This window comes from Bacillus sp. EB106-07-01-XG149, assembly GCF_058791555.1.
Genome location: NZ_JBYTDP010000002.1, coordinates 988,112 through 1,008,172, shown reverse-complemented (window position 1 = coordinate 1,008,172; position 20,061 = coordinate 988,112). Strand labels below are relative to the sequence as shown.

The following is a 20,061-nucleotide window of genomic DNA, read 5'->3' as shown; positions in this document are numbered from 1 at the left end:
AGTAGCAATTGCCGTTAATCCACGTTACGGATCTAAGCGAATGTATATTTGTACATTAATTTAGGGTGGTACCGCGGGAATCTATAACCTCTCGTCCCTTTCTAGGGATGAGAGGTTTTTTGTATTTTGGGCGGTGAAAATAAATAGAATTTCAAGGAGGGTATCTCATGAGCTTTAATCATCAAAATATTGAGAAAAAGTGGCAAGGGTACTGGGAAGAGAATAAAACATTCCGTACGCCAGATGAGACAGAAAAACCAAAATTTTATGCACTAGATATGTTCCCATATCCATCAGGTGCAGGTCTACACGTAGGACATCCAGAAGGTTATACAGCGACAGATATTTTATCTCGTATGAAGCGTATGCAAGGATATAACGTTCTTCATCCAATGGGATGGGATGCATTTGGTCTTCCAGCAGAGCAATATGCACTTGATACTGGAAACAGCCCGGCAGAATTTACAGAGCTTAATATTAATACGTTCCGTAATCAAATTAAAGCATTAGGCTTCTCTTACGATTGGGATCGTGAAGTAAATACAACAGATCCAAACTACTACAAGTGGACACAATGGATCTTCCTAAAACTATTTGAAAAAGGCTTAGCTTACGTTGATGAAGTACCTGTAAACTGGTGCCCAGCACTTGGTACAGTACTTGCAAATGAAGAAATCATTGACGGTAAGAGTGAGCGCGGTGGACATCCAGTTGAGCGTCGTCCGATGAGACAGTGGATGTTAAAAATTACAGCTTATGGAGATCGTCTATTAGAAGATCTAGATGAGCTTGATTGGCCAGAAAGCTTAAAAGATATGCAACGTAACTGGATTGGTCGTTCTGAAGGTGCAGAAGTACACTTCAACATCGATGGTACAGACGAGAAATTCACAGTTTTCACAACGCGTCCTGATACACTATTTGGTGCAACATATTGTGTACTTGCTCCGGAACATGCACTTGTTGCAGAAATTACAACAGCAGATCAAAAAGAAGCTGTAGAAGCTTACATTAACTCTGTTAAAATGAAGAGCGATTTAGAGCGTACAGAACTTGCGAAAGAGAAAACTGGTGTATTCACTGGTGCTTACGCAGTTAACCCAGTAAATGGTGAGAAATTACCAATCTGGATTGCTGATTATGTTCTTGCAACTTACGGAACAGGTGCTGTAATGGCAGTTCCAGCTCACGATGAGCGTGACTATGAATTCGCATCAGTATTCAATCTTCCAATGAAGGAAGTTGTAAAAGGCGGAGATATTACGAAAGAAGTGTACACAGGTGATGGTGCACACGTAAACTCAGCATTCCTTGATGGTTTAAATAAAGAAGAAGCAATCGCAAAAATGATCGAGTGGCTTGAAGTAACAAGCGCAGGAAATCAAAAAGTAACGTACCGTCTACGTGACTGGTTATTTAGCCGTCAACGTTACTGGGGTGAGCCAATTCCAGTAATCCACTGGGAAGATGGCACAATGACAGCTGTGAAAGAAGAAGAATTACCATTAGTTCTTCCGAAAACAGAAAACATCCGTCCTTCAGGTACAGGTGAATCACCACTTGCTAACATTGAAGAGTGGGTAAACGTTGTTGATCCTGAAACTGGTAAAAAAGGTCGTCGTGAAACGAATACAATGCCACAATGGGCTGGTAGCTGCTGGTATTACCTACGTTACATCGATCCAAACAATAGCGAAGCACTTGTAGATCCTGAAAAAGTAAAACAATGGCTTCCAGTTGATATTTATATCGGCGGAGCAGAGCACGCTGTACTTCACTTACTATATGCTCGTTTCTGGCATAAAGTATTATATGATATCGGTGTAGTTCCAACGAAAGAGCCGTTCCAACAATTATTCAACCAAGGTATGATTCTAGGTGAAAACAACGAGAAAATGAGTAAATCAAAAGGTAACGTTGTAAACCCTGATGATATCGTAGCAAGCCACGGTGCAGATACACTTCGTCTATATGAAATGTTCATGGGACCATTAGATGCTTCAATCGCTTGGTCTGAAAATGGTCTTGATGGAGCTCGTCGTTTCCTAGACCGTGTATGGCGCCTATTCATTCAAGATAACGGTGAATTAAGTGAGAAAATTACTGATGCACCAAATAAAGAGCTTGAAAAAGCTTACCACCAAACAGTGAAGAAAGTAACAGAAGACTATGCAGAGCTTCGTTTCAACACAGCGATTTCTCAAATGATGGTATTCATCAACGATGCATACAAAGCTGAAACACTTTCGAAAGAATATGTAGAAGGTTTCGTAAAAATGATTGCACCAGTTGCACCTCACATCGGGGAAGAACTATGGAGCAAACTTGGTTACAATGAAACAATCACATATGCAAGCTGGCCAACATTTGATGAGTCTAAACTTGTAGAAGATGAAGTTGAAATCGTTGTTCAAGTTATGGGCAAAGTTCGCGCAAAACTAACAATGAGTAAAGACGCATCAAAAGAAGAAATGGAACAACTTGCACTTGAAGCAATTCAAGACCAAATCGAAGGAAAAACAGTTCGTAAAGTAATTGTAGTTCCTGGAAAACTTGTTAACGTTGTTGCAAACTAATTCATTCTAAATAAAAGCTCAGAGTATTTATACTCTGAGCTTTTTTGTGTGAAAAATAATCTCAGGATCACCTTCATCTAAGTTTTCAATCATTCCACTGCGTATAAAACCGTTCGCGTTAAATACTTTCTGCATACTTTTATTCGATTTGTTCGTTGAAGAAAAGATTTTTTGAGTAGGAGAATGACTTAACATATATGCGATTAGCGAGCTTGCATAGCCTCGCCTTCTTTTGGCTGGCGAAACAATGATTAATGAGAGGAAAGTACAACCAAAGAAATTTGTATCATATGTTAGAAAACCCAAAATAGAATTGTTTTCTTTTACAATGATGCATCTGCCCTTATCAATAGTGTGTTTAATATAATCTCGTCTACTATCGTCTCCGATTACATCAATATCAATATGTAAGATTGCATCTAAATCATTGATAGAAGCCTTTGTTACGTTTTTCAATAGAAACACCTCCTAGAAAAATATTCAGTTAATTAATTTTATCATGAATGAAGAAAAAGGAGCGGAATTCCAATAAAGACAAACACCTATTCTTCTATAGGAAATATGATAAAAAAGGTAGGCTAAATTGAGTAGAAGAGGTGAAAGGAATGAAAGGGATGGACAATAATGCACCACATGGCTTCTTCGGAGGTGGATCGGGTAGTTATGAACAAATGATGTTAATGGGAGGAGCTGACCAACAAGGGTACGGTGGAATTCCGAGCTGGATGGGTGGAGCAGCAGGAGGATTTCCAACATCGGTAGCTGGCATGCAAACTGGAATGCCTACATTAATGGGAGGGTTTTCGACATCAGGGGCTGGAATGCCTACAGTAACAGGAGGATTTCCAACATCAGTAGCTGGCGTACAGACAGGAATTCCAGTAGGAGCACCAACTACATTTCCTTCTTTCATTGGAGGAGTACAGACAGGATTTCCGGTACCGGGAGTAGGTGTTGTAGCTGGAGGAATAGGTGGGTATCCGCAAGGTGTTCACGGTCATCATGTACATCATCATCACCAGGGACAACATGGCCATCATGTACACCATCATCACCAAGGTCATCAAGGTCATCAAGGTCATCACCACCATCAAGGCCAGCACGGTCACCATGGTCATCATCACCAAGGCCAACAAGGTCATCATGGTCATCATCACCACCAAGGCCAACACGGCCACCATGGTCATCACCAACAACAAGTACATCACCACGGTCAACACCACATTCATCCGCAAGCTGTTCTTTATCAAACGCATCAAGGCCAGCACGGTCACCATGGTCATCATCACCACCAAGGCCAACACGGCCACCATGGTCATCATCACCATCAAGGCCAACAAGGTCAACAGAGCCACCATGGTCAGCAGGGGCAACAACACCAGCAACACCAACAATATCAGCAATATCAACAACAGCAACAATCTTCTCCTTGGGCAGGTGGAATTGGAGCAGGGGCAGCAGGGGCAGCGGCAGGAGCAGCTAGCATTAGTGGAGCAGCAGGACACGCGGGACACGTGGGTCATTAATGAATTGCATAAAAAAAGACATAATAAAAAACTGCTAGGAAATCCTAGCAGTTTTTTTCAGCTTCTTGGCGCTGACGTTCGATTTCAGCACGAAGTTGTGGCTCTGGTGCTTGCCAGCCTTCTGGTTTTAGAATTTTGCCATCGCCTTCGCGGAATCGAGGTTTCCCATCAGGGAATAATTTTGCCATGTTTGCGTTATTTACAATTTCGAATCCTTTATCTGGACGTACGCCCATTTCTGCAAACGTTCCGAATGCAAAGTAAATAAGGTCAATAAGTGCATCGTATTGATCTTCAACAGTCGTTGCTTCTAGAAATTCTTCTAGCTCTTCTTGCATAAAGCTAGCACGAATTTTTGTGCGCTCTTCTGCTAGTTTTGTTGGTGTATTTGTCACAGGATGCCCGAATACTTCATGCATTTTCGCAACAAGTTCGTATCCTTTATCTAAACCTTTTTCGTTTGTCATGTTGTTTCATCCTTTCTCACTTTGTCCGAATCTCATTGTAACATAGGGTGATTATGAAATGAAAAGGGACTGTTCAAAAGTTTCATCTTTTAGTTAAGATAGCGATAGTGAAAGATTATATCGACTTAATGACAAAACCTGTTAAAAAAAGAAAGCCATCCCGCAATACTTTTGGGACGGCCCTGCTCGTTATTTTTCTTCTTTTATTAAAATGGATAAAATAAGGTCGATGCCAAACATACCAACGAGCAACATTGGTATAACGACAAGTAAATAACGTGTGAAGGAAACATTTTTTAAGTATGTATGAGCAAATAAAAAGACGCCGAGAAATAAAATACCATTTAAAATAGGCTTTACTAATTTTTTAGACATAAGCTCCCCCATAAATATCTTCTCTCTCTATCTAAAATAAAAACTCCTCTATCCGTTGTATCATGCTGGAGAGAGGAGTTCAATCATTTCTCATTCGATTACACCAGAATTTGTAATATTAACGGTGTATTTTACTTTAATTGGCACATCTTTGTACATTTTTCGCCACTCTTCTAATTTAAATGGACGATAATGTTGTCTATATTTTGCTCCAAGTCCAAGAGGGTCAACATTTAAGGATTTAAACTGTTTAATTAGTTTTGTAGCTTTTGCATCTAACTGTTTCTCAACCGCTTTCGCTATTTTTTGCGTGTTCTTTTTATTTTCTAAGTTGAATTTTCGAGATAATTCTTGAATACGAGCTTCCATTTTTACATGAATATAGAAAGAAGGTTTTCCATTTTTTATAGTTACTTCGTAGGTAGGAACGGAACGGATGTTATTAATCATTGCATAGCCAGGATTGGTTTTAAATTCATGTGAATCTAGACGGTGCTTTTCTAGCAGTCCTTTGAAAACAAACATATCGTGGTACTTAATTGTGCCGACTAACTTATCCTTTTTCAAGAGACCGATACCAGTAATCTTTATTTTATCTCCATGTTTTTTTAGGATAGGCATATAGGAATCTTGTCCTTCACGGTAGTACCTGAAGGCGCCTAAATATAAATTGTCAGTTGGCAAAGGCCCAGTGTCCATATTATGTTCTAACATTTTTTTTATATAAATCGCAACATTGTAAGATGTACTATATTTTCCTTTAAATAGTTCAGTACCACTGCCTTCTAATAGTCCAACATACAGTGAGTTACCAATATTCACATCACGAATCAATGTATCAAAGGAAGTTGATAATCCTTTTTTAGCAATCTTTGTTGTGAATAAGGCAACACGCATTTGACCGCTTGCGAACGGTTGCGAAGATTCTAAAGAGGTATCTGCCTTTACTTGTTTTACTGCGTTTCCTGTTCCTTCATAGACTTGAACTTTATTTCCCTTTTTTTGTATGGGGCAAACGAATGTAACTTTTACTTTATTATCTTTTGCTGTATCGAAGGCAGTTCCTTGAATGAGCTGAACGTCATCAATAATATTTTTTTGTAAGCAACCAGTTAGACTGAAGATACTGATGCAAGCAAGAATTATTAATTTTCTTTTGGTTTTTTCCATTTTCTTTTCACCCACACAATAATAAATAGAATTGGGATGTATACATATATAAGCCAAAAACTAACTTTAGATACATTGCTAATAAAATCATTAATATCATGCCTGTTCGTTAAAAGTTGTGAAACAACTAAAGTGATAAGCATAAATGCGATCAAAATACCTCGTTGCTTCACACGAAAGATTTCATGCGTTCCTCTAGTTGCAGCCCATAAAGGTAGGATAAAGCTGGTAATAATAACGAGAGCATAACCGGAAATAGCGATATACTCAAGTCGCTCTATAAAAGGAAGCTTAATAACTTGTGTCATGGACAGCTGAGACCAAATAGTTTTGAGTAATTGTTTTTCGCTAAAGAATGTAAAAGCGAGAATGGTACTAAATAAATATAAAATATTGGAAAATAATGCCCCATATTGCGCAAATTTATGGGATTTCTCTGGCTCTTTAACAAATGGATAAATCATAAGGAAAATTTCAAATCCTGTCATACTATAAATAGATAGTTGAGCTGCTTTCAAAATATCTGTAAAAGAATGTGAAAATATTGGAAGTAAATTATCCCAATGTGAGAATTTCAAAATGAAAAGACTTAGAAAAAGATAACCTAAGGTTCCACCAACAGAAATAACACAAATTCCTGCAATGACACGGAAGCCTGATGAAATAATGTAATAACTTATTAAACATAAAAAGAATGTGAGCATCCAGGTGGATGCACTAGGAAACATCCATACTTGAATAATTTCGACATATGTTCTAACAACAGAAATGCTTACAATGAAAAAATAAGCCATAAAAATGATATTAATACCATTTCCGATCCATTTTCCAAAAAGTTGTTTGTGTAAATCAATTAAGTTTCCTTCTACAGTTTTTAATGAATAATACATCATCCAGATGATAATATGAATAATGATCCCTGTGAGGAGAACCCCCATCCAGCCGTCGTATCCAGCAGCTTTTGCAATAATTCGAGCGAACCCGAGAACACCAGCACCAAACTGTGCACTGTGAATTAAGAAGAAAACAAAGACAGGAGATATTTGATATTTTTCTTGAACTTGACTCATCAATGCACCTCATTCCTTAATCATCAAAATCCGATCTATGTTTTGTTGAAATTCCTTTCGCTGCTTTTTTTACATGTTGTGGTCTTGCTTGTACATCTCTTGTATCGATCATTGTTAATGGGAAACGAATCCAAGAATCTTTAACGGATTGTTGTCTTGTCGGATAAAACAAAGCGTACGGCTTACGTAAAGAAGTAAGTCTAAATAGATGGGTAAATAAAAAGATAAATCCAAGAGAGATGCCGAAGAGTCCTCCTATTTCTGCGAATGCTAGAAATGGGAAACGTAGTAATCGAACGGCATTACCCATTTTATAAATAGGTGTAATAAAGGAAGCGAGTGCTGATAATGCAACGATAATTAATAAAATGTTACTCGTTAAACCAGCTTGTACAGATGCCTGTCCGATTACGATACCGCCTACAATACCGAGCGTTTGACCAACTTTCATCGGCAACCTCGCGCCAGCTTCTCTCAGTAAGTCGATTGCAAGTTCTAAAAAGAGTGCCTCAATTAAAGGTGGGAATGGTACTTGTGCCCTTGATAAAATCAAAGTTTCAAGTAAATCACTTGGAATGAGCTCATAATGATAATTTAAAACTGCAACGTATAACGGTGTAGCACAGATCGAAAATAGAACAGCGATAAGACGTAAAATGCGTGAAAATGTAGCGTATAGCCAAGAGACGTTATAGTCTTCTGGTGAAATGAAAAAATCAAAATAGGATACAGGTGTTAGTAGAACACTTGGAGAACCATCCACAAAAATAGCGATTTTTCCATCAATTAGTGCTTTTGTAACTCTATCAGTACGTTCTGTATTGATATAGAGAGGGAAAATCGACTTTTCACCCATTAATTCTTGTATATAAGCACTATCATTAATTTGATCATATTCAAGAGCACGTAATGACTCCTCGAGAAAATCTACATTATCTTTTTCAGCGAGGTTGTCTAAATACATCATGACAACTTTCGTTTTGGAAAATTCGCCGACAATCATTTCTTTTGTTTGTAAATCTAAAACAGGAAGGCGTTTTCGTACTAAATTAATATTCGTATCAATAGCTTCTACAAAGCCTTCTTGTGGACCGATAACTGTTGATTCATTTAATGGAGGGCTTGGTGCCCGGTAAGTATCAATTGCAATGTTTGCAAGCATGCACTTTTGATCTTGCTGATTCAATTGAATAATCGCATGTCCCTTTAAAACCATGTCCTCAATTTTTTGTAAGTCATTCGTAATTGTAATACCACTCATCGGAATATGTTCTTTTAGCTCTTCTAATGAAGTACAAGGTCGTTCTAACAGAATAGGCATTAAATATTTCTGTAATTTCTCTCCATCAAGTGAAGGACGATAGTAAGAAATCCAATAAGGCATCGTTTCATCATCAGATGTGTGATAATTAACAAAATCACTAGACTTTTTGAGCTTCCCTATTAAATCTTGTAGAGAATGAATACGGTCTTTTTCTGGTTTCGTAAAATCATAAATACTATTATTTCCAGAGCTTTGCTGCTGATCTTGATCCGAGTTACCTTGTTTAGAATTTTGTTGTTGATTCTGATTCGAGTTACCTTGTTTAGAATTTTGTTGCTGATTCTGATTCGAGTCGTTTTGTTTAGAGTGTTGTTGTTGATTCTGATTCGAGTCGTTTTGTTTAGAATGTTGTTGTTGATTCTGATTCGAGTTGTTTTGTTTAGAGTGTTGTTGTTGATTCTGATTCGAGTCGTTTTGTTTAGAGTGTTGTTGTTGATTCTGATTCGAGTCGTTTTGTTTAGAATGTTGTTGTTGATTTTGATTCGAGTCGTTTTGTTTAGAGTGTTGTTGTTGATTCTGATCCGAGTTGTCTTGTTTAGAATTTTGTTGTTGATTCTCATCTGAGTCGTTTTGCTTAGAGTATTGCTGTTTATCTTGAGCCGAATCCTTGTTTTTTTCTTTTTTTTGCTCGTCATTGCTATCTTTATTATGTTTCATACTTCTAGTCTGTTCTTTGTTATCATCCTCTTGATTGTTGTTAGGCTGTTGCCCTGAATTATCTGTTTCGTTTTTCTCTGTCGTATTTGATTTTTTTTTCTTACGTAGCCAATTCCAAATCATATGTATTCCCTCTTTGATTGTGTAATATAGTGCTATTTTGTGGCTAATTTTGTATATTATTCATTTATTTATGAAAAGAAGGAGGAGATTGGTTTGTATAGAAAAAATCCTTTAGGAAGCAGTTCATACTATGACGGGAAGAGGGCGAGTCTGTGCAATTTGTAAAAAAGGAAAAGTTTGTTTTAAGAGAGTTTATGTTTGAAAATGGTAGGGGAATTCCTGTTCAAATGGGGTATGAGACGTATGGTACTTTAAATAGAGAAAGGTCAAATGCGATTTTGGTATGCCATTATTTTAGTGCAACGAGTCACGCGGCAGGGAAATATACAGCACATGATGAGGAGTCTGGTTGGTGGGATGGTTTAATTGGGCCAGGAAAAGCAATTGATACAAATAAATATTTTGTTATATGCACTGATAATCTTTGTAATGTGCAGGTGAAAAATCCATATGTGATTACAACAGGACCGAAATCGATTAATGCAGAAACTGGGGAAGAATATGCTATGGATTTTCCAGTTTTTACATTTCTCGATGTAGCTCGTATGCAATATGAGTTAATAAAAGATATGGGAATCGCAAGGCTACACGCTGTAATGGGACCGTCAGCTGGCGGGATGATTGCGCAGCAATGGGCTGTTCATTATCCTCATATGGTAGAGCGGATGATTGGTGTTATTACGAACCCGCAAAATCCAATTATTACGTCGGTAAATGTAGCACAAAATGCAATTGAGGCTATTCAACTGGATCCAAGTTGGAAGGGCGGAAAATATGGAGAAGAGCAGCCAATGAAGGGACTTCATTTAGCAAATAGAATGATGTTTATGAACGCATTTGATGAGCATTTTTATGAAACAACATTCCCTCGTAATAGTATAGAAGTAGAACCTTATGAAAAGTTTTCGATATTAACATCATTTGAGAAAGAAATAAATAAAGTGACATATAGAAGTATAGAGTTAGTAGATGCAAATTCGTGGATATACACTGCGAAAGCAGTTTTATTACATGATATTGCGCATGGATTTTCGTCTTTAGAAGAGGCACTGTCTAACATAGAAGCAAATGTACTTATGATTCCGTGCAAACAAGATTTGCTTCAGCCGTCACGTTATAATTATAAAATGGTAGACATTTTGCAAAAACAAGGGAAGTATGCGGAAGTGTATGAGATAGAAAGTATAAATGGGCATATGGCGGGAGCATTTGATATTCATTTATTTGAAAAGAAAGTTTATGAATTTTTAAACCGGAAAGTATCTAGCTTTGTGTAGAAAATAAATGATGTGAAAAAGGTGCAATGTATGTAGTAGGCACCTTTTTTTACATGATTTGTAGACGGAAAATATATGTGGCAATTGCTATACCGAAGAACGCGATACTAAGTAATAGAAATAAGAATGACATTTCTTGTGGTGATTTTATCTTTTTATTATTTTTCATACTAAGTGCAATAATTGCGGCGATTAAGAAAATGATGCCCGTAATGAAAAGAAAAAGTGTCATTTTCATTGGCTCCTTTCATAAAACAAGTATATTGAGGATACAATGCACGAGTTATGTTTGTAAAGAATAAGTTTTGCCGGGAAATTGAGAAATAAATTTTCCATTCTTTGCGTTCTTTCTTTCGCATGCTAAAATTGATTAGACATGGTTGTTTAAGGAAGAGACTAAAGGTTTTATTGTATATAAGGAGGAACGACATATGACAGAAGTTAAAACAATTACTACAGAAGAAGTGCAAGAGCGTTTAGAAAATGGAGAAACGTTATTTTTAGTAGATGTAAGGGAAGATGAAGAAGTAGCAGCAGGGAAAATTCCAGAAGCTGTACATATTAAAATGGGCGATATCCCAAATAAAGTAGATTTCTTTGATAAAGAGAATGAATATATCTTTATTTGTCGTTCGGGAATGCGCAGTGAAAATGTATGTCATTATTTAAATGAGCAAGGATTTAAAACAATGAACATGGTTGGCGGTATGCTTCAATATGAAGGTGAAACGAAATAAGTAGTTTAAAAAACTTGAAACGTGTTTGTTTCAAGTTTTTTTCTTTTGCATACAGTGTACAAAAGGGGGATAGGTAAATGGGGATTAACTTGCGGAAAGTAAAAATTATTAATAATACAGGGGCTGTTAATGTTGGTGACTGTTATGATATCTCACCTTTAGCTGTAGCAAAAATATATGCAGGTGCTGGAGGATCGAGTGCGGCTATTTTTTTAAATGGGAAAAGGCAGCCAGAAGCGGTGATTCGAACATCAGTATTTCTCCCGCCATTAGCAACGAGTACACGTACATTAGGTTCATAGAGGAAAGGTAGAGTGTAATTATGCCTGCTCATATAAAAGAATTTGTTATTGTGAATAACACTGGGAATATATTTACTGGTGATAATTTGAGTGATACGTCCTTTACTGCTACGAAATCGTATAGTGGCTCAATGGGATGTACTTGGATTGATGTTGTTACAGTAATAGGGACGGAGACGAAGCTTTGCTTACAGCCAGGTGATTCTGTGACGACAACATATACACGAGGAACTCCTGCTGGTACTGTAACAGGAACAAATATGGGGCAAGGTACAAATGTATCGGGTATAGCACAAGCCGTCCCAAATACAGATAATTTGGATTCAACTGCTGGACTCCCTTAAGGATTTAAGGGAGTTTTTATTATTTCAAATAAAAATAGTCTTTGAGTTTGTTTTTGTAAATACATATTAAGAAGAGGTTTGTTTAATATAAAAAAGATGGTGTGCAGGTGGTGAAAGTGTGAGAGAGCGCGATAAAAAACATTCATTAAACTCTAATTTCAGAATTTCACCAAATCTTATTGGGCCTACCTTTCCACCCGTTCCAACGGGATTTACTGGCATTGGGATTACTGGCCCAACAGGTCCCCAAGGTCCAACAGGCCCACAAGGACCAAGAGGATTACAAGGTCCAATGGGAGAGATGGTTCCCACAGGACCTCAAGGTGTGCAAGGGATACAAGGACCAGTTGGACCAATAGGTGCAACGGGACCAGAAGGACAGCAGGGGCCGCAAGGATTGAGGGGACCACAGGGCGCTACAGGAGCGACAGGACCAGAAGGAGTGCAAGGGTTACAAGGTCCGATTGGTCCAACCGGAGCGACTGGGGCACAAGGTATACAGGGGATACAAGGGTTACAAGGTCCGATTGGGGCTACTGGACCTGAGGGACCTCAAGGAATGCAAGGAGTTCAAGGGGTACCAGGAGCAACTGGTTCACAAGGTATACAAGGACCTCAAGGGATACAAGGCCCACAAGGACCGAGTGGAAGTGCGGGGACAACAGGAGCAACTGGTCAAGGGGTTACAGGCCCAACTGGAATAACAGGTCCAACAGGGATAACGGGTCCATCTGGAGGTCCACCAGGTCCGACGGGGGCAACTGGTGCGACAGGTCCAGGAGGTGGACCGAGTGGAAGTACAGGTGCGACGGGAGCAACGGGAAATACAGGGGTAACAGGAAGTACAGGTGTAACTGGAGTAACGGGAAATACAGGACCGACCGGAAGTACAGGAGAAACAGGAGCACAGGGATTGCAAGGAATACAAGGGGTTCAAGGGCCAATTGGACCAACAGGTCCAGAAGGTCCGCAAGGTATTCAAGGTATTCCGGGTCCGACGGGAGTAACTGGTGAACAAGGAATCCAAGGTGTTCAGGGAATTCAAGGGATAACAGGAGCAACTGGTGATCAAGGTCCGCAAGGTATACAGGGGGCTATAGGGCCTCAAGGTGTAACAGGAGCAACCGGAGATCAAGGTCCACAAGGAATTCAAGGAGTACCGGGTCCATCAGGAGCAACGGGACCACAAGGAGTTCAAGGGATACAAGGTCCTATGGGTGAGATAGGACCAACAGGTCCGGAAGGGCCAGAAGGACTTCAGGGTCCGCAAGGAATACAAGGGGTGCCAGGACCAGTTGGAGCAACAGGTCCAGAGGGCCCACAAGGAATCCAAGGAATTCAAGGGCCAGTAGGAGCGACAGGTCCAGAAGGCCCACAAGGAATACAGGGAATACAAGGGATTCAAGGTGTAACAGGAGCAACAGGAGCGCAAGGAGCAACTGGAATTCAAGGTGTACAAGGGAATATAGGTGCAACAGGTCCAGAGGGCCCGCAAGGTGTTCAAGGTGCTCAAGGAGCGATTGGCCCAACAGGTCCGATGGGACCACAAGGAGTTCAAGGAGTACAAGGAATTCAAGGGGCAACGGGTGTTCAAGGAGTGCAAGGTCCACAAGGAATACAGGGAATTCAAGGTCCGACGGGAGCAACAGGAGATACGGGCGTAACTGGTGCTACAGGGGAAGGAACTACAGGCCCAACTGGAGTAACTGGTCCAACAGGTGTAACTGGTCCTTCTGGAGGACCAGCAGGACCGAGTGGTCCAACGGGGCCATCAGGTCCGACTGGAGTGACAGGTCCATCCGGTGGACCACCTGGACCGACAGGAGCAACCGGTGTGACTGGAGCAACTGGAGATACCGGGGCGACAGGCTCAACTGGAGTGACAGGAGCGACAGGAGAAACAGGAGCAACTGGTGTGACGGGCTTACAGGGACCCCAAGGAATTCAAGGTGTACAAGGAGAAATAGGTCCAACCGGTCCGCAAGGTGTTCAAGGTCCCCAAGGGATACAAGGAGTAACGGGAGCAACCGGAGATCAAGGTCCCCAAGGAATTCAAGGATTGCAAGGAATCCAAGGTCCAACCGGTCCACAAGGAATTCAAGGAGATCAAGGCCCCCAAGGAATCCAAGGTGTGACAGGAGCAACCGGAGCACAAGGTCCACAGGGAATTCAAGGGATACAGGGAGTGCAGGGTCCGACCGGTCCGCAAGGCCCAACAGGAATTCAAGGTGTTCAAGGCGACATAGGTCCAACCGGTCCACAAGGTGTGCAAGGATTGCAAGGTCCACAAGGCCCAACAGGGGCCACTGGGGCAACCGGAGCACAAGGTCCCCAAGGAATTCAAGGTTCACAAGGCCTGACGGGATCCACAGGAGCAACCGGAGCGACAGGCCCCCAAGGAATTCAAGGCCCCCAAGGAATCCAAGGTCCAACAGGCCCAACTGGAGCTGGAGCAACCGGGGCCACTGGGGCAACGGGTGTGACCGGAGTTAGTACAACTGCAACGTATGCATTTGCGAATAATACATCAGGAACCGCTATTTCCGTTTTATTAGGTGGTACGAATGTACCGTTACCGAACAATCAAAATATTGGACCAGGAATCACTGTTAATGGTACGAATACTGTATTCACAGTTGCGAATGCAGGGAATTATTATATAGCTTATACAATTAATATAACGGCAGCTTTACTCGTAAGTTCACGTATAACTGTAAATGGGGTTCAACTTGCAGGAACCGTTAATTCACCAGCAGTAGCTACAGGTTCGTTTAATGCGACAATCATTGCTAATTTGCCTGCTGGAGCTGCTATTAGTCTGCAGTTATTTGGATTACTTGCAATAGCTACATTATCTACGACAACACCAGGAGCTACTTTAACTATTATTAGATTAAGTTAATAAGAAGAAAACCTTGGGGCTTTTATGCTTCAAGGTTTTTTATCCCGCTATTTGCCGGGCAGTAAGCCCACCACCTCAAAATTCAGCGGAAGTAAAGAAGTTAGGTGGGGGATCAACTGCCGGTAAAAGCCCGATTGGTGAAGGCTAATAATCAGTGGGGATGAACAAAACCCCCACTGATTAAAGTTTCACTTTATCTCGTTATTTGTAGGTAGTCTAATTGGTTAGGAAAGTTTCACTTTATTCACTTGAGCAAAAACATCGCAGTTCGAAAATATATTATAATAGAATGAAAAGAGAGAAATTTGGCAGAAAGGGAGGGTGGCGATGCAGGAGATGGTTACAGATTTTTTTGGACGCCCACTTCAAGATTTGCGTATATCTGTCATAGATCGTTGCAATTTTAGATGTACATATTGTATGCCAGCGGAAGTTTTTGGGCCAGATTATGCTTTTTTGAAAGATGAGTTTTTACTGACGTTTGATGAAATTGAACGTTTGGCAAAACTATTTGTTAGCATCGGTGTACGAAAAATTAGACTTACTGGTGGCGAGCCACTGCTGCGTAAAGATTTAACAAAACTTATTGCACGTCTCGTGAAAATTGAAGGGTTAGTAGATATAGGGTTAACGACGAATGCAATTCATTTAACGAAACAAGCAAAAGCATTAAAAGAAGCTGGATTACATAGAGTAAATGTTAGTTTGGATGCAATAGATGACGATGTATTTAAGGACATTAATGGCCGGAATATCAATACGAAACCTGTTATAAAGGGAATTATGGCTGCAAAAGAGGCCGGGCTTGATGTAAAGGTAAATATGGTTGTGAAAAAAGGGATGAATGACCATCAAGTACTTCCGATGGCTACTTATTTTAAAGAGCAAGGAATCACACTTAGGTTTATTGAGTTTATGGATGTTGGTAGTACAAATGGATGGAACTTTGATCAAGTCGTTACAAAGCGAGAGTTAATTGAGATGATTCATAGCGTGTATCCACTTGAGCCAGCTGAAGCGCATTATTTCGGTGAAGTTGCGAAGCGATATCGTTACGTTGGAACAAATGTCGAAGTCGGTTTTATTACTTCCGTTTCAGAGTCATTTTGTTCCTCTTGTACGAGAGCAAGAATTTCGGCAGATGGAAAGTTTTATACTTGCTTATTTGCGACAGAAGGATTGGATGTAAGGGAACTTCTTAGAGGAAATCTTTCAGATGATGAGTTAGTAAGCGTTATACAAAATGTATGGATGAATAGAAAAGACAGGTATTCGGATGAACGGACAGAAGAAAGTGCAAAGAATCGTCCGAAAATTGAAATGTCTTATATAGGAGGATAAGGGGGCTATCGTATGCAGGAGCGATATTCAAGACAAATATTATTTTCTGGTGTTGGAGAAGAAGGACAGAGAAAAATTAGAGAGAAGCATGTGCTTATTATCGGCGCTGGTGCTCTCGGTGCAGCGAATGCAGAAGCAATTGTTAGAGCAGGTGTTGGCAAAATAACAATTGCGGATCGTGATTATGTAGAATGGAGTAATTTACAAAGACAACAATTATATACAGAAGAAGATGCAAAGCAATACAAACCAAAGGCGGTAGCAGCGGCAGAGCATTTACAAGCGATTAATTCTGAGGTGAAAATAAATCAGGTTGTGACTGATGTAACAGTGCAAGAAATGGAAGAGCTAGTGAATGATGTAGATTTAATATTAGATGCGACAGATAATTTTGAAACGCGTCTTCTTATTAATGATGTTTCACAAAAGTATAATATTCCGTGGATATATGGTGGTTGTGTCGGAAGCTACGGAGTAACGTATACAATTTTACCAGGAAAAACACCGTGTTTCCGCTGTTTAATGGAACATCCAGCGAGCGGGGCAACATGTGATACGGCGGGTATTATACAGCCGGCCGTGCAATTAGTAGTTGCACATCAAATAACGGAAGCGCTGAAAATATTAGTAGAAGACTATGGGGCGCTTCGCGAAACGATGTTATCGTTTGATCTTTGGAACAATCAACAGATGGCATTTAAAGTGAATAGGCAGAAAAAAGACACATGTTTATCTTGTGGAAGATTACGTACATATCCGAGTTTAACATTTGAAGCACAAACGAAAACAGAAGTGTTATGTGGCCGAAATACAGTACAAATCCGTCCAGGTGTGCGGAATGAATTTAATTTAGAAGAAATTAAAAAGCGCTTACAAAGAAGTGTGGATGTAAAAGCTACTCCGTATTTATTATCATTTCCGATAGAGGAATTTCGTTTTGTTTTATTTACAGATGGCAGGGCCTTTATTCATGGGACGAATGATATAAATGTAGCAAAACGTTTATATGCAAGATATATAGGTTGAACCTAAAGGAAGCCCTTTAGGTTCAACGGAGAGAAGATTAAGACTTTCTCGTATAATCTCCACTTTTTCCACCTGTTTTTTCAAATAAGTACGTTTCGCCAATAATCATACCTTTATCAACAGCTTTGCACATATCGTACACAGTAAGAGCTGTAGCGGAAGCAGCTGTTAAAGCTTCCATTTCAACACCGGTGCTACCTTCTGTTTTAACTTTTACTTCAATAAGTAATCGATATTGTTCTTCGGATTGTTTCCAATCGAAAGAAACGTCAACACCTTTTAATAATAAAGGATGGCACATTGGGATAATATCAGAAGTGCGTTTCGCAGCCATAATACCTGCGATTTGTGCAACTGCTAGTACGTCACCTTTCCCAATTTCATTGTGAGAGATTTTATCGTAAATTTCTTTTGTAACGACAATGCTAGAGCACGCAATTGCTGTTCGAACGGTTGCTTTTTTGTCACTTATATCAACCATCTTCGCGCGTCCTTGGTCATTAAAGTGTGTGAATGAAGACATGGAATTCCTCCTTGAAGTAATTTCTATTTAATATATAAAGTTTAATCGAGATAAAAAAAATTGCAAATATGAGGTGAGAAACGATGGTAGAAAAACGAATTCCAATTCAAGTTGCTGAGGCAGTAGAGAGAGTAATGGAATATGCGAAGAATGGTGAAGTAGAAGAGGTTTCTATTACGGAAAGTTACGGGAGAATTCTTGGGGAGGATGTTGTCTCTGATCATGACGTTCCTCATTTTGATCGTTCTCCTTACGATGGTTTCGCAATTCGAGCAGAAGATACGAAAGAAGCGAATCAAGAGAATTCAGTTGAATTTGAAGTAATAGGGGAAATCGGGGCGGGATTTGTTTTTTTAGATGAAGTAGGGCCTTTTAAAGCGGTTCGTATTATGACGGGAGCAGCTATTCCAGAGGGGTGTAATGCAGTCGTAATGCTAGAGCTGACGGAAGGTTTTGAGAAGAACGGAAAAACATATATGAAGGTAAAGCGTCCTTTTAATAGTGGTGACAATGTGTCATTTAAAGGCGAAGATATAAAACGAAATCAAGTTCTCGTTAAGAAAGGCGTTGCAATCAATCCAGGTGTTGCCGCCTTATTAGCGACGTTTGGATATAGTACTGTGAAAGTTGTAAAACAGCCTGTTGTTGGTATTGTGACGACAGGAAGTGAATTGTTAGAAGTACACGAGTCGTTACAGCCGGGGAAAATTAGAAATAGTAACTCGTATATGATTGCAGCTCAAATTATGAAAGCCGGAGGGAAAGTTCGTTATTATGGCCAACTTGCCGACGAGTTAGATGCATGTTTTGCAGCTGTTCAATCGGCGATGGATGAGGTTGATATTTTAATTACGACAGGCGGTGTGTCGGTAGGAGATTATGACTACTTGCCAGCTATTTATGAAAGACTACAGGCGAATGTACTCTTTAATAAAATAGCGATGAGACCAGGAAGTGTAACGACAGTAGCTGAAGTTGATGGAAAGTTACTTTTCGGTTTATCAGGAAATCCGTCAGCTTGCTACGTAGGTTTTGAGCTATTTGTGCATCCGGTTATAAAAACATATTTGTATGCGAAAGAACCCCACGTATATAGAGCAGATGCTATTTTGCAAGCGGATTTTCCGAAGCCAAATCCGTTTACTCGCTTTGTAAGAGCAAAGGTGACAATCGTGGACGGAGCATTACAAACGATGCCGGTCGGCTTAGATAAATCGAGTGCGGTCTCTTCACTTGCCGAAGCGAATGCTTTTATTGTGTTGCCTGGAGGAACGAGAGGATTTGAAGCAGGGATGAAAGTATCTGTATTGTTGTTAGAGCACGCCGAGGGATGTGAGTGGCCATGGGCAAAGCCCCTTCAATCTTACAAATAGTAGGGTATCAAAATAGCGGAAAAACAACGCTCGTTGAGAAAATTGTGTACGCATTAGCTGAACGAAAAATGAAAGTTGCTACAATTAAGCATCACGGGCACGGAGGTTTTCCAGAAGTAGCGCAAAAAGATAGTGAAAGGCACCGAAAGGCTGGTGCTGTTGTCAGTAGTGTAGAAGGCGCTGGATTACTTTCACTGTCGTCATTAAGAGAGGAATGGTCCTTGCAAGAAATTATTCGCTTATATGAGTTTTTTGAAGTGGATACAATTTTAATAGAGGGCTATAAAAAAGAGAGCTATCCGAAAGTAGTGTTACTTCGTTCTGCGGAAGACGTTGAACTTTTACATAAAGTAGAAAATATAGTAGCCGTTATTACGTGGCATGATGCTCCCGCAAACTTACGAGAAGAATATAAAGTATTTCATATAACAGAAGAAGAGTTGTATATAGACTGGTTTATACAAACGGTAAGGAGTACGAAATGACAAATACGTATTATGAAGTAATTGATACAGAAATCTCGATTGAAGAGGTAGCGAAGAAGGTTATTCGCCGCGAATGCGGTGCTGTTACAACATTTATTGGAACGGTTAGGGAGTTTACGAAAGGGCGTCGTACATTATACTTAGAATATGTCGCTTATAAAACGATGGCAGAAAAGATGCTAGAGAAAATTGGCTCAGAAGTGAAAGAGAAGTGGCCAGGTACACACGTTGCGATTACACATCGCATCGGTACACTGCAAATTTCTGATATCGCGGTTGTTGTTGCTGTTTCAACGCCGCACCGTAAAGCAGCCTATGAGGCGAATGAATACATTATGGAACGCATAAAACAAATTGTTCCGATTTGGAAAAAGGAGTTTTGGGAAGATGGAGACTCATGGATTGGTGATCAATTAGAAAAAACACCATATCCGGCGGGAGAGCCTGGGAAGGAGCTATAAGT

At 40.0% G+C, this 20,061-nt stretch carries 20 protein-coding genes and 1 other annotated feature (1 of these 21 running past the window's edge); of the genes, 12 read left to right on the top strand and 8 right to left on the bottom strand.

Features of this window, described 5'->3' with window-relative positions; genetic code table 11:
* Positions 1-102: a binding site (T-box leader), on the top strand; it begins 118 nt to the left of the window's first position.
* Between the two features lie 65 nt (positions 103-167).
* Positions 168-2,576 carry a leucine--tRNA ligase gene (leuS, locus tag AC3WTA_RS11375; RefSeq protein ID WP_000009481.1) on the top strand — a complete coding sequence of 803 codons (2,409 nt, stop codon included), beginning with the start codon at positions 168-170 and terminating at the stop codon, positions 2,574-2,576.
* Between the two features lie 27 nt (positions 2,577-2,603).
* Here the strand turns inward: leuS and AC3WTA_RS11370 are convergent, their stop codons facing one another.
* Entirely contained in the window at positions 2,604-3,032 is a 429-nt protein-coding gene (locus AC3WTA_RS11370) for a GNAT family N-acetyltransferase (protein WP_000800321.1), read from the bottom strand.
* Positions 3,033-3,181: 149 nt separating this feature from the next.
* Here AC3WTA_RS11370 and AC3WTA_RS11365 point away from each other — a divergent pair, with 149 nt between their 5' ends.
* On the top strand, positions 3,182-4,102 hold the full coding sequence (locus AC3WTA_RS11365) for a hypothetical protein (protein WP_098098273.1): 921 nt from the start codon (positions 3,182-3,184) through the stop codon (positions 4,100-4,102).
* Positions 4,103-4,146: 44 nt separating this feature from the next.
* Here AC3WTA_RS11365 and AC3WTA_RS11360 read toward each other — a convergent pair whose 3' ends face one another.
* The 5 genes from AC3WTA_RS11360 to AC3WTA_RS11340 form a co-directional block, all read right to left on the bottom strand.
* Positions 4,147-4,569: a pyrophosphohydrolase domain-containing protein gene (locus AC3WTA_RS11360; protein WP_000180553.1), complete on the bottom strand. Its 423-nt coding sequence runs from the start codon at positions 4,567-4,569 to the stop codon at positions 4,147-4,149.
* A gap of 189 nt (positions 4,570-4,758) precedes the next feature.
* A complete protein-coding gene (locus tag AC3WTA_RS11355) occupies positions 4,759-4,944 on the bottom strand; it encodes a hypothetical protein (protein WP_000038782.1) in 186 nt (61 codons plus the stop codon).
* 90 nt (positions 4,945-5,034) lie between these two features.
* Positions 5,035-6,114 (bottom strand): Ger(x)C family spore germination protein, encoded by a 1,080-nt coding sequence (locus AC3WTA_RS11350; RefSeq protein WP_000416066.1) that lies wholly within the window; start codon positions 6,112-6,114, stop codon positions 5,035-5,037.
* Complete coding sequence (locus AC3WTA_RS11345) at positions 6,090-7,184, bottom strand: spore germination protein (RefSeq protein ID WP_000084571.1); 1,095 nt, start codon at positions 7,182-7,184, stop codon at positions 6,090-6,092. The genes AC3WTA_RS11350 and AC3WTA_RS11345 overlap by 25 nt, the downstream gene beginning before the upstream one ends.
* A 16-nt stretch (positions 7,185-7,200) precedes the next feature.
* Complete coding sequence (locus tag AC3WTA_RS11340; protein WP_081339433.1) at positions 7,201-9,288, bottom strand: spore germination protein; 2,088 nt, start codon at positions 9,286-9,288, stop codon at positions 7,201-7,203.
* Positions 9,289-9,440: 152 nt separating this feature from the next.
* On the opposite strand from AC3WTA_RS11340, the gene AC3WTA_RS11335 reads away from it, so the two are divergent.
* Positions 9,441-10,565 carry a homoserine O-acetyltransferase family protein gene (locus tag AC3WTA_RS11335; RefSeq protein WP_001160995.1) on the top strand — a complete coding sequence of 375 codons (1,125 nt, stop codon included), beginning with the start codon at positions 9,441-9,443 and terminating at the stop codon, positions 10,563-10,565.
* Positions 10,566-10,614: 49 nt separating this feature from the next.
* On the opposite strand, the gene AC3WTA_RS11330 is transcribed toward AC3WTA_RS11335, so the two are convergent.
* Complete coding sequence (locus tag AC3WTA_RS11330) at positions 10,615-10,797, bottom strand: hypothetical protein (protein WP_000171896.1); 183 nt, start codon at positions 10,795-10,797, stop codon at positions 10,615-10,617.
* A gap of 199 nt (positions 10,798-10,996) precedes the next feature.
* On the opposite strand from AC3WTA_RS11330, the gene AC3WTA_RS11325 reads away from it, so the two are divergent.
* The 6 genes from AC3WTA_RS11325 (at position 10,997) to AC3WTA_RS11300 (ending at position 17,217) form a co-directional block, all read left to right on the top strand.
* Positions 10,997-11,302 carry a rhodanese-like domain-containing protein gene (locus AC3WTA_RS11325; protein WP_000141210.1) on the top strand — a complete coding sequence of 102 codons (306 nt, stop codon included), beginning with the start codon at positions 10,997-10,999 and terminating at the stop codon, positions 11,300-11,302.
* 77 nt (positions 11,303-11,379) lie between these two features.
* On the top strand, positions 11,380-11,604 hold the full coding sequence (locus tag AC3WTA_RS11320; protein WP_000512461.1) for a spore germination protein: 225 nt from the start codon (positions 11,380-11,382) through the stop codon (positions 11,602-11,604).
* A gap of 20 nt (positions 11,605-11,624) precedes the next feature.
* A complete protein-coding gene (locus AC3WTA_RS11315; protein WP_001110861.1) occupies positions 11,625-11,948 on the top strand; it encodes a hypothetical protein in 324 nt (107 codons plus the stop codon).
* Positions 11,949-12,066: 118 nt separating this feature from the next.
* On the top strand, positions 12,067-14,850 hold the full coding sequence (locus tag AC3WTA_RS11310) for a BclA-related collagen-like exosporium protein (protein WP_492332881.1): 2,784 nt from the start codon (positions 12,067-12,069) through the stop codon (positions 14,848-14,850).
* A 327-nt stretch (positions 14,851-15,177) separates the two neighbouring features.
* Complete coding sequence (moaA, locus tag AC3WTA_RS11305; RefSeq protein ID WP_001157143.1) at positions 15,178-16,191, top strand: GTP 3',8-cyclase MoaA; 1,014 nt, start codon at positions 15,178-15,180, stop codon at positions 16,189-16,191.
* Positions 16,192-16,203: 12 nt separating this feature from the next.
* Positions 16,204-17,217, top strand: coding sequence for a molybdopterin-synthase adenylyltransferase MoeB (locus AC3WTA_RS11300; protein ID WP_001158093.1), 1,014 nt, complete (start codon positions 16,204-16,206; stop codon positions 17,215-17,217).
* A gap of 37 nt (positions 17,218-17,254) precedes the next feature.
* Here AC3WTA_RS11300 and moaC read toward each other — a convergent pair whose 3' ends face one another.
* Positions 17,255-17,740 carry a cyclic pyranopterin monophosphate synthase MoaC gene (gene moaC, locus AC3WTA_RS11295; RefSeq protein ID WP_000094144.1) on the bottom strand — a complete coding sequence of 162 codons (486 nt, stop codon included), beginning with the start codon at positions 17,738-17,740 and terminating at the stop codon, positions 17,255-17,257.
* A gap of 83 nt (positions 17,741-17,823) precedes the next feature.
* On the opposite strand from moaC, the gene moeA reads away from it, so the two are divergent.
* Genes moeA through moaE form a run of 3 tightly spaced genes read left to right on the top strand, consistent with a single transcriptional unit; the run spans position 17,824 to position 20,059 of the window.
* Complete coding sequence (gene moeA / locus AC3WTA_RS11290) at positions 17,824-19,113, top strand: molybdopterin molybdotransferase MoeA (protein WP_000229687.1); 1,290 nt, start codon at positions 17,824-17,826, stop codon at positions 19,111-19,113.
* A complete protein-coding gene (mobB, locus tag AC3WTA_RS11285; RefSeq protein WP_000513641.1) occupies positions 19,083-19,598 on the top strand; it encodes a molybdopterin-guanine dinucleotide biosynthesis protein B in 516 nt (171 codons plus the stop codon). The genes moeA and mobB overlap by 31 nt, the downstream gene beginning before the upstream one ends.
* Positions 19,595-20,059, top strand: coding sequence for a molybdopterin synthase catalytic subunit MoaE (gene moaE, locus AC3WTA_RS11280; protein WP_000185929.1), 465 nt, complete (start codon positions 19,595-19,597; stop codon positions 20,057-20,059). The genes mobB and moaE overlap by 4 nt, the downstream gene beginning before the upstream one ends.
* Positions 20,060-20,061 lie beyond the last annotated feature (2 nt).

Bases quoted from the DNA above. Each gene is read 5' to 3' on its own strand.
- AC3WTA_RS11320 (WP_000512461.1), top strand. From the start codon at position 11,380: ATGGGGATTAACTTGCGGAAAGTAAAAATTATTAATAATACAGGGGCT.
- AC3WTA_RS11360 (WP_000180553.1), bottom strand. From the start codon at position 4,569: ATGACAAACGAAAAAGGTTTAGATAAAGGATACGAACTTGTTGCGAAA.
- moeA (WP_000229687.1), top strand. From the start codon at position 17,824: ATGGTAGAAAAACGAATTCCAATTCAAGTTGCTGAGGCAGTAGAGAGA.
- AC3WTA_RS11330 (WP_000171896.1), bottom strand. From the start codon at position 10,797: ATGACACTTTTTCTTTTCATTACGGGCATCATTTTCTTAATCGCCGCA.
- AC3WTA_RS11355 (WP_000038782.1), bottom strand. From the start codon at position 4,944: ATGTCTAAAAAATTAGTAAAGCCTATTTTAAATGGTATTTTATTTCTC.
- AC3WTA_RS11350 (WP_000416066.1), bottom strand. From the start codon at position 6,114: ATGGAAAAAACCAAAAGAAAATTAATAATTCTTGCTTGCATCAGTATC.
- leuS (WP_000009481.1), top strand. From the start codon at position 168: ATGAGCTTTAATCATCAAAATATTGAGAAAAAGTGGCAAGGGTACTGG.
- mobB (WP_000513641.1), top strand. From the start codon at position 19,083: ATGGGCAAAGCCCCTTCAATCTTACAAATAGTAGGGTATCAAAATAGC.
- AC3WTA_RS11365 (WP_098098273.1), top strand. From the start codon at position 3,182: ATGAAAGGGATGGACAATAATGCACCACATGGCTTCTTCGGAGGTGGA.
- moaE (WP_000185929.1), top strand. From the start codon at position 19,595: ATGACAAATACGTATTATGAAGTAATTGATACAGAAATCTCGATTGAA.
- moaA (WP_001157143.1), top strand. From the start codon at position 15,178: ATGCAGGAGATGGTTACAGATTTTTTTGGACGCCCACTTCAAGATTTG.
- AC3WTA_RS11345 (WP_000084571.1), bottom strand. From the start codon at position 7,184: ATGAGTCAAGTTCAAGAAAAATATCAAATATCTCCTGTCTTTGTTTTC.
- AC3WTA_RS11340 (WP_081339433.1), bottom strand. From the start codon at position 9,288: ATGATTTGGAATTGGCTACGTAAGAAAAAAAAATCAAATACGACAGAG.
- moaC (WP_000094144.1), bottom strand. From the start codon at position 17,740: ATGTCTTCATTCACACACTTTAATGACCAAGGACGCGCGAAGATGGTT.
- AC3WTA_RS11300 (WP_001158093.1), top strand. From the start codon at position 16,204: ATGCAGGAGCGATATTCAAGACAAATATTATTTTCTGGTGTTGGAGAA.
- AC3WTA_RS11325 (WP_000141210.1), top strand. From the start codon at position 10,997: ATGACAGAAGTTAAAACAATTACTACAGAAGAAGTGCAAGAGCGTTTA.
- AC3WTA_RS11315 (WP_001110861.1), top strand. From the start codon at position 11,625: ATGCCTGCTCATATAAAAGAATTTGTTATTGTGAATAACACTGGGAAT.